Source organism: Bradyrhizobium sp. Leaf396 (genome assembly GCF_001424605.1).
Classification (GTDB): domain Bacteria; phylum Pseudomonadota; class Alphaproteobacteria; order Rhizobiales; family Xanthobacteraceae; genus Bradyrhizobium; species Bradyrhizobium japonicum_C.
The window spans coordinates 14,209-28,962 of sequence record NZ_LMQJ01000014.1; the positions used below are offsets into that span (position 1 = coordinate 14,209).

Below are 14,754 nucleotides of genomic sequence, written 5' to 3' on the forward strand. Positions count from 1 at the left end.
CCATGCCAAGCGGCCGTTGCGCATCCTGCGCAGGCGGCTGGGCCGTAAGCGACGTCCACGTCCCATTCGCAAAGATTTGGAGGGACGGATTGCAACGCGTTGGCGCCACGGACTGCAAATCCGTTGATCAACGCGTTGCAAATCGTTGAAGTCGCGACTGCGGCGGCAGCTACGGAGAATTAGGAGGTGCGGGCGAACGACCAGGGCAAGAGTTCGTCGATCCGCGACTGCGGGTGACTGGTTGCGATCGCTTCGAGGGTCGCTTTCATCCAGGCGTAGGGCTCCACGCTGTTGATCTTGCAGGTGGCGATGAGCGAAGCTATGCGGGCCCATGAACGGCCACCTTCGTCGTGACCTGCAAATAAACTATTTTTGCGCGTCAGAATCAGCGGTCTGATTTGATTTTCGACGGGGTTAGTGTCCATCTCAACGCGGCCATCGTCGAGAAACAAAGTGAGGCCATCCCAATGGTTCAGCAGATAGGCTATCGCCTTGCCCATCTCGCTGCCCGGCGACAGGCGCGCAGCTTGCTCGCGCAGGAATCTCTCGAGTTCGGCGACGAGCGGCCGTGATCGCTCGTTGCGCGCCTTTTGTCGGATCGCGGCGTCGGAGCCAGGGATCTCCTTCTCGATTGCATAGAGCGCTGCGATGCGCGCGAGGACGGCTTCGGCGATGGGTGAGCCGGCCTTCGGAGTCGCAGCAATGATCTCGCGCCTGGAGTGGGACCAGCATGCGGCCAGCCGCAGCGGCGCGCCGCCTTGACGCTCGAGTCGTGCGAGCCTGTGATAGCCCTGGTATCCATCGACCTGAAGGATGCCGTCGAAGCCGTCGAGGATATGCTCGGCATGTTTGCCACTGCGTCCTGGCGCGTAGTGGTAGACCACGATTGGTGGATCAGCGCCGCCGTGGCCGCGATCGTCGCGCAGGACAGCCCACAGATAGCCGGTCTTGGTCCGGCCCAGGCCCGGATCGAGCACGGGTGCCCTGGTCTCGTCCATGAACAAGCGGCCCGATTGCTTCATCACGACGCTCATACGCTCGATCAGCGGCGGGAGGTGGAAGGCGACCGTTCCCATCCAATCCGTCAGAACGGCGCGATCGATGAGGATGCCATGCCGGGCGAGAACCTGGGACTGACGATAGAGCGGCATGTGCTCGCTGAACCTGGCGACCGCCACCTGCGCCAGCATCGCCTCGGTGGGCAGGCCACCCTCCACCAGATGGGCGGGAGCCGGCGCCTGGCGCACGCCAGCGCATCCTGTCGCGCAGGCGTAGCGCGGTCGCACCGTCTCGACCATGCGATACTGGGCCGGCGTCACGTAGAGGCGTCTGGAGCGATCCTCGCCGATCCGGACCATCCGGCCGCAGCCGCAGGGACACTCGAGGCTCTCGGGTTCGATCACCTGCTCAATGCGCGGCAGGTGCGCGGGAAAGGCGCGGGCGGCGCGGCTGGCCCGGCGGCCCGACGGTGCCGCGCCGGTGCGGCGCGCACGATCGTCCTGGCGCTCCTGGACTTCGGCGATGGCGATCTCGATGTCTTCGAGCACCAGCTGCATCTGATCGGGATTGAACTTCTCCGAGCGTTTGTCGAAGCGTGCGCGCTCGTACTCCTTCACGAGCAGTTCGAGACGGTCGACGATCTGTTTGGACGCAGCCAGTTCGTTCTCGACATGAAGGCGCGCCGTGCGTTCGTCATCAGCGCGACGACGCTCGGCTTCGAGCATCGCTTCCTGCGTGCTGAAGAGCGCTCGCAAATCGGCGGGCAGCGCTGCAAGACGGGCGGGATCAATGGCGGACGGTGACACATCCGCAAGCTATCATCCCGAGGCGCCGTGCGAAACAAATGGTCAGCCCCCGAGTCAGTTCGCCGCAGCTGGTGTTGCGACGATCCATTCGCCCACACGCTTCCAGTTCAGCCCGTCAAACAGCGCTTCGAACTGCACCCGCGTCAGATGCACGACGCCGCCGCTGATCTGCGGCCACTCAAAACGGCCATCGCGACCAAGACGCTTGTAAATTAGAACGAGGCTCGTGCCGTCCCATAGCAAAATCTTCAGCCGGTCGGCGCGCTTCGAACGAAAAACCACAATCAGGCCCGAATGCGGATCGAGCCCGAGCGTGTTATGCACGAGGCCGGTCAACGCGTCGTGCCCGCACCGGCAATCGAGAGGACGTACCGTAAGCACAATCCCCAGTCCCTGCGCCGAAATGGGCTGCGCCGCGCTCGATCGCGGTCACGATCTCCGCGATCCGCACCGCTGACACGTCCGCGTCCGGGCGAACCGAAACCTTGCCAATATCGTAATCTCGCCAGGCCCCACGTTCTTGCCTGACGCCGCTGGATCACTCAACTCGATCGACACGAAATCCGCCGCTTCGTCCGTGACCGATGCGATCCGGCCGGCACGCGCCAATCTGCGCCACGTCGTCAATTCCTGCGCGTTGACGCCATAACGCTGTGCGACATCATATACGCGGGCACCGGGCTTCATGCTCTCGAAAACAGCGCGCCCCTTGGTCTCCGCAGACCACAACCGGCCTCCAGAAAGGGTACGGCGCGCAAGCTTCCCTACAAAACCGTCGGCTTCGGCTTCCTCGCCCGATAGTTCCATCGCCCTCAGTCTCCTCCTGGCTGCCTGATCAACCAAGAATCGCAGACCACAAACCGAGGGGAAACCCATCAATCAAATGGGGACAAAGCTTCGCTTACGCTGGGCCGGATCATCCGCGATATTCGCCGCAAGATCGAAGGTCAGACCGCGCTCGAGAATGCCGTCGCCCTCCCGCTCGGCCGGGCCTCCCAGATCCGCTCGCAGCAGCAGCGCCAGCGCGGCTAGAAGCTTTATTCCTTCCACGCTCCGGAGGTCGAGTGCAATCGGCAAGGGCCAAGGCAGCCGCGCTTACGAGTTCGGTGTCAAAGCCTCTCCCGGCGCTCTATTCGTGCTGCACGCCAGGGCGCTACCAGATAATGCGTACGACGGTCACACCTTGCGGACGTCATCGACCGCACCGAGACACTCACCGGCTGTGCGATCGAGCGGGCCTATGTCGACAAGGGATACCGTGGCCACCACGCGCAAAATCGTCGTCGCGTCTTCATCTCCGGCCAGAAGCGCGGCGTCTTCGGTGTCATCGAGCGCGAGCTGCGCCGCCGCTCGGCCATTGATCATCGGGCACTTGAAGACCGATGGTCACCTCGGCCGCTGCTACCTCAAAGGCCGCCTCGGCGATGCGGCCAACGTCATCCTCTCCCCGTCGGCCACAACTTCCGTCGCATCCTCGCCTGGCCGAGGGCTCTTTGGTGCCTGATCCTGACCACGCTCATCGCGGCCGCCAGCGACCGCTCACAGCTCAAATCGGTTTTCTTAACGGACGACTTCATATGGAGCATGCCGCCCTTTTCATATGTGAGCATGATCCTGAGAAGTCGAAGGGGAACGATCATGCTCAATAAATCATAGCGCGATGACGTTTCATCTCAATCGCACCTCGCTAGGCCGAGCGGTCTCCTGGACTTGGGCGCTCCCTTTCGGTTGATGCTAGATGACGAAGCGGTCCCAACCAGCGTAGTGTTCGCGGGTTCTCTTGCCACGCCGCAGACTAAGAATAGCTAATGCGACACCTAGGAAGACGCTACTCCAGGACGCCGTTCTCGTTGCCCCATCCAGAATCCATGGCGCTGCGATCAGCCAAGCTCCGAAAAGCACGATCAATAGTCGCAGAATACGCGCCACCTCCGCGGTCGCAATAATTGCGACGGTCAGCGTAAGGGCCCCCATCAAATGGTCGCTGTTAGCCATCGCGTTGGTCGTGCCGAAGATAAGTCGGCTGAACATCAGAAACACGGCGATGGCCATGCAGCCAGCGAGATTCCAAGGCACGCAGACGCCCCGCATTGTATCGGTCCAGAATGCGCCCCAGCTCGCCAGCCCATCCGATCGATCCTCTGCCCCGGCATCCACGGCATCGCCCCTAAAGAAAGTGCGAATGAGCGGCTTGCCCCGGCAACTGGACCAGTACAGAAATTGGCCCATCGCGATGACTTCGTCCAATGCGAATGGAATCATGATGAGCATCGCAAGCGCTGCAATAAGTGCTGGCGTGCTCCAGGTCCCGATGACGATGGGCTGGATAATGATGAAGTAGATGCTGATGACGCCCAAGGGAATGACGAGAATGCCGAAGAACGTCACCATCCAGGGCATCGTACGCCAGCGGTCGCGGCCCCCCATGACAGCCATTAAGATTTCAAGCGTATAGGCGACAGCCCCAAGGCCGGCATCCGGAATGGGCCATGCCTTGGAAACAGTAGACGTGATAATCTCCTCGGTGCCGTTCCTTGGATCATTGGGATTGCCGGAAAAGAATGGCTCCCAGACGTGGTCCACATGTCCGAGCTGATATGCCGTCAGCACGCGGGCGATAATCAGGCCAATGAGGCCCATTGCGGCTATAGGCAGCCGCTGTGCGCCCGTGGATGGGCAATAAGTCCAGCCGGGGGGAATTACTTTGGGGTCCATCATGCCGGCCATGCTCATCCCAGGCATCATGGGCACGAGCACCGCGAACGAAATGACCAGCGCTCCTACCAGGAGATCGTTATTGTATTGCGCGGCACTCGGGCTCCAAAACAAGAGGGGCGCGAATAACAGCCATAAACCGACAGCAGCCGCTGCCCATTGCGCCCACCAGGCCGTTCTGCTCGAGAGCGAAAGCGCGCCGAAGCAGGCAATCAAGAGCCCGCTGATCACATCGCTCGCGAGGAGCAAGCTCGTCCGCCACTCGAGCGAAGGCAGGTCCCGGTCCAGAGACACGACGAGAACATTTGTATTGATGCTATCTGCACGCATAGCGTCGTAAACCAGGGGACTGGCAGCCAGCCAAAGACCCAGCCCCACGTTCGCGTAATGCGCCCATCGCGTGCGCCGCTCTTCGTCTTTCATCTTCGACATGTGGTCGTGGCCGCTTCGAGTGGCATGATCCGTCCCATGGTGAGGGGGCGCAGAGGCCTGGGCGGCGCCATGCGCATCCTTCTTTTCATTGCCTGACTGGGCCGGCGCCGGACGCTGTCCGTACCACGCCACGAGCGCGGGATTGAGCTTGTTGGCTTTGTACCATGCGGTCGGATCACGGCGCAGCGCATCGATGATCTTTGGCAATGTCTGTCGCAATGAATGTCGCGGCTGCCAATCCAGCAACTGCCGCGCGCGCGATATATCGAGTACATAGTGAGCGCTTGACTGCTCGACCATCCAGGGCTTGATGAATTGATCATCCCCCAAGACTTCGGTCTGAAGCCACGATCCGGCAAGCGCCAGGGTCTCGGGGACGCGAATAGTCGTCCAATCCTCGCCATGCAGCGCCTCGCCGATGATGTTCTGCACTTCGGCGTAGCCAATCGCATCGGGTTCGCCCACAAGGAGCGGCAATTCGGTGGGAAGGCGATCTCTTCGCTCGATCAGCCGAGCGATCGCGTTCGCTAAGTCATCAAGATGCAGGAAGGACTGCCCGGCGCAAAGCATGCCGGGATAGATATGCGCCGTCGCGCGGTGCTCATAAATTCGCGACACCTGCTCGGCGATGAAAGGTGAATGGCCGAGATCATCGTAAACGCCGGCGATCCGAAGCATGACCACGGGGATGTGACCATGCCGTTCGCGCAGCACCGTCTCGGTTCTGACCTTCGACTCCGGATAGGCCCATGACGGCTCGATCGGAGAGTCTTCCCTGATTTTTGCATCGGGCCGGTCTGTTGCCTTGTAGACAAGCATCGTGCTGGCAAACACGAACTGTTCGACCTGGAATGATTGTAGTGCATCGATCAGGCGATGTGTTCCTTCAACCGTCACCCGTTCATATAGCGGGTTTGGGTCACCCGATATGTCGTAATAAGCTGCCAGGTGCACGACGGAAGCGATCCGCTTTCCGAAACGCCTCTGCAGCTCGTTAAGGCCTGCTTTCACGCTCTCTTCTGACGTCAAGTCGAAGTCGATGACATTCGCTGGAGAGGGAGGGTGAGGGGGGCCCGCACGGTCCAGACCGACTAGCGTATATTGTCGGCCCAAGCGTCCGATAATCCCGCGGCCGATGAATCCACTGGCGCCGGTGATGAGAACGACTGAGCCGCTTTCCTTAATTCCGCCCGATGCCATGTTGCGTCATCTCCAATAGCAAAACCTCGTCTTGCGCCTGCTCAGCGCACAGGAATGCTGCCAGCCAACTCTTCCAATCTTGCGCTGTTCCTTTGACGCTTCGTGGCCAGTGTGTGGCTAAGCGATCACATCCAGCCAGAATCTCCTCGCGAAGCCGCCGCTCTCGGGATTCTTGCTGCATGTTATTGAGACCAAGGCTCCCCATCCGAGTACTCTCACCATCGCGCGCCTACCGAACGAACAGTTCAGCCCGCATCCCTTAAGGAGATTGGACCTTGAACGAGCTCAGCCGTCGCCATCTACTCCGGCTCGCCTCACTGTCCGGCGCTGCCGGCTTAGCTTCGTCAGCCCTGCCGAGTTGGGCGCAAAGCGGCCCCTTCCATCCTGCAAGCCGGCTCTCAGAGGTTTCCGGAAGCAGCATCGATCTGACCCTCGACAGGGCGGCCTGGCCGATCAACGGCAAAGCAGGTTCCGCGATCACAATAAATGGAACTGTGCCAGGTCCGATTTTGCGCTTGAAAGAGGGACAACGAGTCCGCATCGCTGTCACAAACCGCATGGACGAAGCCGCTTCCATCCATTGGCATGGCATGCTGGTTCCATTCCGCATGGATGGCGTGCCCGGCGTGACCTTTCCGGGAATCCCGGCCCGCAGCACCTTCGTCTATGAGTTTCCCGTCGTCCAAAGCGGAACTTATTGGTACCATAGCCACTCCGGCTTTCAGGAGCAGGTCGGGCTCTACGGCCCGATCGTCATCGATCCAAAGGGCGTTGATCCCGTCCAATACGATCGAGAGTATGTGGTGATGCTCTCGGACTTCAGCTTCCTATCTCCAGAGATGATCATCCAGCGGTTGAAGCAGGAGGGCGGTGTATTCAACTATCAGCGGCAAACTGTCGCCAGTTTGCTCGCGGGCCGGGACCAGACGTTGGCCGAGAGACTTCAGTGGGCCAAGATGCTGATGGACCCCACCGATATTTCCGATGTCACAGGTGCGATATACACGTTCCTGATCAACGGGTATGGACCGGAAGATAACTGGACGGGTTTGTTCAGGCGAGGTGAGCGCATCCGCTTAAGGTTCATCAATGCCGGCGCGCAGATGGTGTTCAACGTGCGGATACCCGGCCTGCATATGACAGTTGTCGCCGCCGATGGACAGATGGTGCGGCCGGTTCGCGTAGATGAATTCCAGATCGGCAACGCCGAAACCTACGACGTCACCGTCCAGCCGATGGACGATAAAGCTTACACGATCGTCTCTGAGGCAGTCGACCGCTCCGGAATGGGGCGCGCCACGCTGGCCCCCAGGCTGGGGATGACGGCGCCGGTCCCGCCGCTTCGTGAGCGACCGCTGGCGACAATGAAGGACATGGGAATGGACATGTCTTCCATGGATATGGGGGACATGGACAAATCAACAGGATCGAACAGTAGCGGGATGTCCGGGATGTCGGGCATGTCCAAGGGCGTCCAAACGGGCGCTCAAGCCAAACAGGGAATGCAGCAATCAGGCGGCATGCAGGGCATGTCGGGGATGTCCGGTAAGTCGGGCATGGCGCGAATGTCATCATCCACTCCGCCTGGAATGGCTCCGCAAAAGCCGCGCGGTTCAGACCTGATGAGCGGCCCCGAAATGGATATGCGCGATCCCAAAAATGCACCAGGCGTCAAGATGGGGCCTGGCGTCCAGACGATTGCGCCCATGCCGCAAGATCGAACGGGGGATCCCGGCATGGGGCTTGAAAGCGTAGGGCATCGGGTCCTGACGTATCGGGATTTGATTGCCCTTGAGCGCAATCCCGACCCTCGCACCCCGACCCGGGCGCTCGACATCCACCTCACCGGCAACATGCAAAAGTTCATGTGGGGCTTTGATGGGGAAAAGTTCAGCGAAACCACCAAACCCTACACGTTCCGAAAACGCGAGCGTGTTCGTGTGACGTTGATCAACGATTCGATGATGCTCCATCCCATCCACCTGCACGGTCATTTCTTCGAAGTGGTGAATGGCGCTCCCGAAAACCACAGGCCACGCAAGCATACGGTCAACGTGTTGCCAGGTGGAAAAGTAAGCTTCGACATCACTGCCGAACCGGGTGACTGGGCCTTTCACTGCCACATGCTCTACCACATGCATGCGGGCATGTTTCAGGTGTTCAGTGTGCGGCCACTCACAGGCGATAACGCATGAACAGGTCCGTGCTGATCTTGGCGGCGGCCGGGCTGGGAACGTGCAGCGTTCCAGCCGGAGCCCAAATGAGTGGCAATATGCCGGGTATGAGCATGCCCGCTAACAAGCCGGCTGCCGCTGTTGCGCCAAAAAAAAAGAGCGCCGCAAAAGGAGCGGCATCTGCAAAGACGTCGCCGAACTCGCAAGGCGCTCAGGATGGATCAATGTCAGGCATGCAAATGCCCGGGATGAAGACCAAGGGAAAAAATGCCGCGCCCGCCGCGGCGTCCATTCCTCACTCGCCGCCTCCTCCGCCGCCGCCAGACCATGCTGCGGATTATTATTACGATCCCGCGCAGATGGCTGAGGCGCGGCGCGAACTCCGTCAAGAGCAGGGCGGCGGAGTATACTCGAAGGTGTTTTTCAACATCGCTGAATTTCAATTGGGCCAGCCCGGCGGTTACCGCTGGGATGGACAGGCTTGGCTGGGCGGCGATATCAACCGATTCGTTGTCAAAAGCCAAGGCGATGGCAGCCGTCGCGAAGGTCTCGACAGCGCCGAAGTCCAGTTGCTCTATTCGCGAGCCGTGGCACCTTACACAGACGTGCAGGCAGGTATTCGCTACGATTTCAAACCCGATCCCTCGCGGGCCTATCTGACGTTAGGCGTGCAGCAGCTCTTTCCGTATTGGTTCGAGTTCGAGGGAGCTCTCTTTGTTTCGAACAAAGGAGAGCTGCTCGCCCGGCTCGAAGGATCTTATGATTTGCTGTTGACGCAACAGTTGGTTCTGCAACCGCGCGCCGAATTGAATTTTGCGGCTCAGAACTCGCAGGATATTGGCGTCGGAGCAGGCCTTTCCAACGCCGAACTAGGCCTAAGGCTGCGATATGAATTCCGCCGGGAATTTGCCCCTTATATCGGCGTCTCCTACGATCAGAAGCTTGGGAATACAGCTGCGTACGCGAGGAGTTCAGGCAAAGACAGCGGCTCAACAAGGTTTGTTGTGGGGCTACGCTCCTGGTTTTAATCGCAGATTGCTGGGTCTTTTAGCCTGTTACTGAGGCTGGTCGCGCCATGTATGCCAAACAGGCATTGGCCATAGCGCAACCGCGCGTCGTTGCGGGCGTCACGAAGAGCTGTGCCTTGGCATCCACACCCCGCACCCGACCTGAAATATTCTTCAACGGTCGAGTTCGGCGGGTTAGATGTGGTTAACAATCGAAGCGGGCATAAGCAACAGACACAAGCTGTATTTAGTGCAAAGAGACGAGCTGCGGATTACGAGCTTACAAATGGAGCGTCAAAGAAGTGGATTCGCGAAAGCTTACCGGACTGCAAGCGGTTGATAGACCGTGCGCTGGCGGATCGAACTGAGGCCGGGAAAATGGCGCCGGAGCCAGGCACGAGATATTGCTCAAGCGAGCGCGGCGATGGGAGGCGGCGGCCGACCAAAGCTTCTACTGCGGCCAACACCCCCAGGGTGAGGCGGCCTTTCTAGCTCTGTCTGTCCACGCAATTTGGCAGCGAGCAGTGACGGCTTTCTCGAGAAAATGCTAGTTTCTTCACAGGCTCGGCCGTTCCCAGACGCCCACCGAGCTTAGACCGCCGGCCTGCGGGTTCGCCTCATGAGCCGGCGGTCGTCTCTCTTTGAGCCAAACAAAGAGGCCGGCTACGACGAAAATTATGGGGGAGCCGTTCACCTCGCTTTGCGGCTTTTTGCGGTATCAGCCCTGGAGGAAATGCTCCGCTGTGTCCCGCGCTCACCGCCGCCATTTGTTATTTCGTGCAAGTCACTGGTTCTCTTAAGAGCCGAATGCCAATTAACGAAAAATTAACCATGTAGTCGGCAATTTCTGCCTAGCTCCGCAGGAGGCTGCCGATGGCAATCAACGATATTTCCACCCTGTCCGTGCTGCGCACGAAAATGCAATGGCACCAGGAGCGTCAGCGCGTTTTGGCACAAAACGTCGCAAATTCAGATACGCCCAAATTCAAACCCCTGGATTTGGTCGAACCAAATTCGATCGAACCGGCCGGGGCGTCGGAGTTCCGGCAGCTTCACTTGTCATGCTCCAGACCGCGCCGAACCATATGGCGTCAATTTCAAGCGGTGCAGGGCCGAGTCAAAACGCAAAAAGTGGCTACCAGACCCGTCCCGCAGGCAATCAAGTCAGTCTGGAGGAGGAAATGATGAAGTCGGCTCAAAATCAAATGGATTATGCGGCTGCCACCTCGTTGTACTCGAAAAGCCTGAACCTGCTTAAGACAGCAATCGGGAAGCGCTAGGCCGGCAAACGCCAAGAACCTCGAGAAAGCGTGAGGACCGGGAGACAAACCTCTAAGCTCAAAACTGCTTGGCGGCCGCCTGCATGAGTTGGCCAGCCGCTCGTCCCTGATCCCAAGACAATGCAGCGCGCCATCTTGATCCGGTGAGGTGGAACTCGACCGGTCACGACTGCGAATTTGGAGCGAAAGTGCAATCGAGCGTGGGCATATCTGGCTTGTTCGGCGCGGGCACACGGTTCTAGAGTCGGAACGCATTTTCGCTACCGCGAGCATTGAACGCCTGCGACAACAATCAAGCCCGACGACCAGAGACAGAACTCTATGACATTTGTCGCCAACGCTCCCAAATACCTCATTGTCGCACTGCTGGGCGCTGGGGTGGCGGTCACTATGTGGCAGTTGCTCGCGCCGGCCGAAAAGCCCAAGAGCTACATCGTCGATGTGACGGAGCCAGAACTCTCCTTCGCCGGGCGCGAGGGGAAGGCGCTTTTTGATACGAATTGTGCGCCTTGCCACGGCCTGAAGGCGGCGGGTACGGACCACGGTCCGCCATTGGTGCACGACATCTACAATCCAGGCCATCATGCCGATGCGGCCTTTGTGTTCGCGGCCCAGAACGGCGTGCGCCAGCACCACTGGTCTTATGGCAACATGCCGCCTCAACCGCAGGTGAGCGCACAGCAGATCATGTCGATCGTACAGTACGTCAGAGAACTGCAGGTCGCCAACGGCATCCGCTTTCGATCGCACCGGATGTAGTTGCGGTAGTTTTCATGTTCGTTTACCCATCTCGTTCGTTGAGAGTTCGCAAGAATGAAGCCCAAGGAGGGAACTTCGCCCGCGTCTTCGAAACCGGCTCAGCGCAAGCAGGACGCGCTGAAACGCCTAACCTGGGAGATAATCTCGATTAATTTCTCCATTGAGAAACTTCATCGCATTCGGGCAAGAGCCCTCAACATCAGCGGCCCGCAGTGGAAGATCTTGTTGGCCATTTCCGACCATGAAGATGCAAACGACGGAATCCCCGTCAACGTTGTCGCCAAGACGTTGCATGTCGACGCTTCATTCGTGACAACGCAATCAAAAAAGCTGGAGAACATGGGCTTTTTAAGCCGGAAGCCTTGTCCTGCAGACGCCCGCGTTATGCGGCTCGCTTTATCAAAAGCGTCAGTTCAGCAACTTGCCAGCGTGGCCGAGCAAGAAATCGCGCTCAGCGAATTTATTTTCCAGGATTTTTGCGAGAAGGAGCTGAGCGAGTTCAGCATCAAACTCGCTTCGATCAAGAAGCGCCTGGACAAGGCTCGGTTGAAGCTGGCGCTGGAGTTTTGAGCCAATGCGTTCTCCTATGACGGCTCCGATTCCCTCACGACTGGTGAGCGTTCTCAGGTGGTGACGATCCGCGTTTTTGGGTTGCACGAACCACGAGCGCGGAAAATGGAAGCACTCGGCATCAGCGGGCGACGCAAATCGGACAGCGCACCTATCGTGCTAGGTTGAGCTTCGTCGAACACAGATCTAAGCACTTCCAACGCTGGAATCTGGTCAACAAATCGCTTTTGCATTCTATTTGGGTTAGTCAACAATGAACCCGTAGGAGCCCCCGTATTTGCGCGCCGGCTCGGTCCGACGGGGCACGCCATAGATGCGGTTGATGTTGCCGAGCAATTCTGCCTGCGCATCCGAAGGCGCCGCAAAGCCGTCATCCGGGCGCGACAGATCCTTTTGCGCGACTGCGCGGACGATATAAGGCGCCACAATCACGATTAGCTCAGTCGTGTTGTTGACGAAGTCGCGGCTGCGGAAAAGTGAGCCGAGGATCGGAAGCTGCATCAGGCCTGGCAGGCCGCTGGCTGCTTGCTTGGTCTGCTGCTGGATCAGGCCAGCCATCGCTATCGCGCCACCGGACGGAATTTCCAGCGAAGTCTCGACGCGGCGGGTCTTGATCGCGGGCACCGTCAACGAGTTGACCGACGTCGAGCTCACGGCCTGTGACAGCGTGATCGCGTTTTCGTTCGACAGGTCCGACACTTCCGTCATCACACGGAGGCTGATTCGACCCTCGGTCATCACAACCGGGGTAAAGTTCAGGGAGATACCGAACTTTTTGAAACTTATCTGGGTGGTGCAAACACGGGTGGTGGGATCGCAGGCATAGCCCGCTGGAACCGGGAATTCGCCGCCGGCGATGAAGGTCGCCGACTCGCCGGAGATCGCGGTCAGATTCGGCTCCGCCAAGGTGCGCAAAACGCCAGCGCTTTCCATCGCTCGCAGGACTGTCTGCACCGACGGCGTTGCGCCGAACTTCGTGGTAAGGTTGTTGCCGTCTACCAGGTTGCGTCCGTAGGCGGTAAACGGGTTGGAGTGAGCGAAATTCACCACCGCCGTGCCGTAATTGAGGTTTGCGGAGAGATCGATGCCGAGCTGCTTGATGATGTTGCGCGCGACTTCGGCGACCGTCACCTTAAGCATGACTTGGTCGCGGCCGCGGACGACGACCGAGTTCACGACCTTGTCGGCACCACCGGCAATGCGCGCGGCGATGTCGTTGGCCTGCTGCGCCTCGATCGGACTCTGGGCGGTACCGGTAAGGACCACGCCTTCGCCGAGGCCGTCGATCTGGATATCGGAATTGGGCAGGATCTGCTTCAGTGCGGCACGCGCGCCGTTGAGGTCGCGCTTGACCGCGATGTCATAGGACGCGATCTGCTGGCCGGCGGAATCGAAGAACACGATGTTGGTCTGGCCGACCGCAGCGCCGATGATGTAGGCGCGCTGCGACGAGCGCACGACCGCATTGGCGATCTTGGGATCGGCCACCAGCACGTCCTTGATGTCCCGCGGCAGGTCGATCACGATCGACTTGCCGATGCCGAGCGACAGGAAACGCGCGTTCATCTGGCCGTCGGCGGCGGAAACCTGCGCCGCCGGGCGATAATCGTCGGCGATCACCGGCGTCAGCACCGGGTTGAGAGTCAACGCGGCCGCTGCGGAAATCGACAGGGCGCGGATAATCATGGTCCGCAAGCTCGCCGTGGTGACCCGGCATTTCATATCGAAAGTCCTCATCGTCACTTCTGTGCCGTCATCTGGCTCGGCACGCCGAACCGGATGATCGAGATGCTCTCGCCGCGCTTGCGTGTCGGCTCATCCGACGCGGGTTCCTTGGCATTGGCGTCGGAGATGCTGCGCAGCGCCAACCACAGCGTGCCACTCTGGCGCGCACGGGCGAGCGTCTCGGTCTGTTCCGGCGTGACCTCGAGCAGGACGGTTCGGGCCGGCGACGGCGCGGACGTCAGGCGGCAGCATCGCAGCCCTGACGCCGCAGAAGTCGGCCTTAACCTACTTCTGGTCGCGGATGTCTCACCCCGCATTAAGGAAGCACGTGCGATCGCGCCGAGCCTGGGTGTTTCCGATGGACGATCGGTGCGGCGAATGAAGGTGGCGCTGGCGGTCACGGCCGGGCAGGTCTGCCACGGGACCTCTTCCGGCTTGACGGGCTGGCCGGGGGCCGATGGCGTTCTTGGCGACGAGGACGTCAATGATGGGAAGCTGTACGACCGGGCGGCGGGAGGCGGGGCTGACTTGTCGGAGCAGCCGGCGAGGCGCGCGGCTTCGCCGGCACCAGTGGCGGCCACCAGGATTACGGTGCGTGCCTTACCCATTTCGCTTTACAATCATGCGGCGTCCAGCTCCCAGTTGAGCAGTCATTTGTCAAAGTATGGTTAATGAAGCGTATACGAGACACGTTGGCGCAGCTTTACCCACTAAACAAACCAGCTGATCCATAGCTCACAAATGCATGTTGGCGACGCACTCAACGTCGAAAGCTTTAATCAAGCGCGCGCAGATTTTCCCGAGCGCGAGGGAAGTTGTACCGTCAACGCCTCTGATGTCGCCGCAACCACGGCCATGCGCATCAATCGGGCACGGCGCTTGGCCAGGCTATCGTTAGCGCCCCTGGATGCCTGAAATTGCAGGATCAACCGGGCAATCTTTGCCGATCCGGCAAATTACCCCTGTCAAATCACCGCAATCGCGTCATCTTAGCATTGATTTTGCAACTGATTCCGCAATGGCATCGCGCTTGCCTTCTCTCGGCTGATCATGGGCGGAAGAGAGATCGACCGGCCGTGATGCACGG

10 protein-coding genes and 2 pseudogenes are annotated in these 14,754 nt (G+C 59.7%); 6 read left to right on the forward strand and 6 right to left on the reverse strand.

Annotated features, from left to right (window positions below; translation table 11 throughout):
- Window positions 1-179: 179 nt before the first annotated feature.
- The 3 genes from tnpC to ASG57_RS15765 all read right to left on the reverse strand — a co-directional run bounded on the left by tnpC (window position 180) and on the right by ASG57_RS15765 (window position 2,612).
- Entirely contained in the window at window positions 180-1,724 is a 1,545-nt protein-coding gene (gene tnpC, locus ASG57_RS15755) for an IS66 family transposase (protein ID WP_502686912.1), read from the reverse strand.
- A gap of 135 nt (window positions 1,725-1,859) precedes the next feature.
- Window positions 1,860-2,186, reverse strand: coding sequence for an IS66 family insertion sequence element accessory protein TnpB (tnpB, locus tag ASG57_RS15760; RefSeq protein ID WP_162250059.1), 327 nt, complete (start codon window positions 2,184-2,186; stop codon window positions 1,860-1,862).
- Window positions 2,187-2,234: 48 nt separating this feature from the next.
- Entirely contained in the window at window positions 2,235-2,612 is a 378-nt protein-coding gene (locus ASG57_RS15765; protein ID WP_057196849.1) for a transposase, read from the reverse strand.
- A gap of 99 nt (window positions 2,613-2,711) precedes the next feature.
- Between ASG57_RS15765 and ASG57_RS36210 the strand changes: the two are divergent.
- A pseudogene (locus tag ASG57_RS36210) lies at window positions 2,712-3,323 on the forward strand (transposase family protein); the annotation flags it as partial.
- A 216-nt stretch (window positions 3,324-3,539) separates the two neighbouring features.
- Here the strand turns inward: ASG57_RS36210 and ASG57_RS15785 are convergent.
- The gene (locus ASG57_RS15785) at window positions 3,540-6,152 is read right to left on the reverse strand and encodes an NAD-dependent epimerase/dehydratase family protein (protein ID WP_057196798.1); all 2,613 of its coding nucleotides are present in this window, start codon (window positions 6,150-6,152) and stop codon (window positions 3,540-3,542) included.
- Window positions 6,153-6,427: 275 nt separating this feature from the next.
- Between ASG57_RS15785 and ASG57_RS15790 the strand changes: the two genes are divergently transcribed.
- From ASG57_RS15790 to ASG57_RS15805, 5 genes and pseudogenes are all read left to right on the forward strand, one after another.
- Window positions 6,428-8,347, forward strand: a complete 1,920-nt coding sequence (locus ASG57_RS15790) for a copper resistance system multicopper oxidase (protein ID WP_057196799.1) — start codon at window positions 6,428-6,430, stop codon at window positions 8,345-8,347.
- Window positions 8,344-9,354, forward strand: a complete 1,011-nt coding sequence (locus ASG57_RS15795) for a copper resistance protein B (protein ID WP_063817265.1) — start codon at window positions 8,344-8,346, stop codon at window positions 9,352-9,354. Before ASG57_RS15790 ends, ASG57_RS15795 begins: the two co-directional genes overlap by 4 nt.
- An 852-nt stretch (window positions 9,355-10,206) precedes the next feature.
- Window positions 10,207-10,613: pseudogene (gene flgB / locus ASG57_RS36775) on the forward strand (flagellar basal body rod protein FlgB).
- A gap of 321 nt (window positions 10,614-10,934) precedes the next feature.
- A complete protein-coding gene (locus ASG57_RS15800; RefSeq protein WP_057196801.1) occupies window positions 10,935-11,372 on the forward strand; it encodes a c-type cytochrome in 438 nt (145 codons plus the stop codon).
- A gap of 54 nt (window positions 11,373-11,426) precedes the next feature.
- Complete coding sequence (locus tag ASG57_RS15805; protein WP_057196802.1) at window positions 11,427-11,942, forward strand: MarR family winged helix-turn-helix transcriptional regulator; 516 nt, start codon at window positions 11,427-11,429, stop codon at window positions 11,940-11,942.
- Between the two features lie 243 nt (window positions 11,943-12,185).
- Here ASG57_RS15805 and ASG57_RS15810 read toward each other — a convergent pair whose 3' ends face one another.
- Window positions 12,186-13,679: a type II and III secretion system protein family protein gene (locus tag ASG57_RS15810; protein WP_156402710.1), complete on the reverse strand. Its 1,494-nt coding sequence runs from the start codon at window positions 13,677-13,679 to the stop codon at window positions 12,186-12,188.
- Between the two features lie 2 nt (window positions 13,680-13,681).
- Window positions 13,682-14,275, reverse strand: a complete 594-nt coding sequence (locus ASG57_RS36215; RefSeq protein WP_230646623.1) for an RcpC/CpaB family pilus assembly protein — start codon at window positions 14,273-14,275, stop codon at window positions 13,682-13,684.
- Between the last annotated feature and the right edge of the window lie 479 nt (window positions 14,276-14,754).

Bases quoted from the DNA above. Each gene is read 5' to 3' on its own strand.
- tnpC (WP_502686912.1), bottom strand. From the start codon at position 1,724: ATGCTCGAAGCCGAGCGTCGTCGCGCTGATGACGAACGCACGGCGCGC.
- ASG57_RS15765 (WP_057196849.1), bottom strand. From the start codon at position 2,612: ATGGAACTATCGGGCGAGGAAGCCGAAGCCGACGGTTTTGTAGGGAAG.
- ASG57_RS15785 (WP_057196798.1), bottom strand. From the start codon at position 6,152: ATGGCATCGGGCGGAATTAAGGAAAGCGGCTCAGTCGTTCTCATCACC.
- ASG57_RS15795 (WP_063817265.1), top strand. From the start codon at position 8,344: ATGAACAGGTCCGTGCTGATCTTGGCGGCGGCCGGGCTGGGAACGTGC.
- ASG57_RS15800 (WP_057196801.1), top strand. From the start codon at position 10,935: ATGACATTTGTCGCCAACGCTCCCAAATACCTCATTGTCGCACTGCTG.
- ASG57_RS15805 (WP_057196802.1), top strand. From the start codon at position 11,427: ATGAAGCCCAAGGAGGGAACTTCGCCCGCGTCTTCGAAACCGGCTCAG.
- ASG57_RS15810 (WP_156402710.1), bottom strand. From the start codon at position 13,679: ATGAGGACTTTCGATATGAAATGCCGGGTCACCACGGCGAGCTTGCGG.
- ASG57_RS36215 (WP_230646623.1), bottom strand. From the start codon at position 14,275: ATGGGTAAGGCACGCACCGTAATCCTGGTGGCCGCCACTGGTGCCGGC.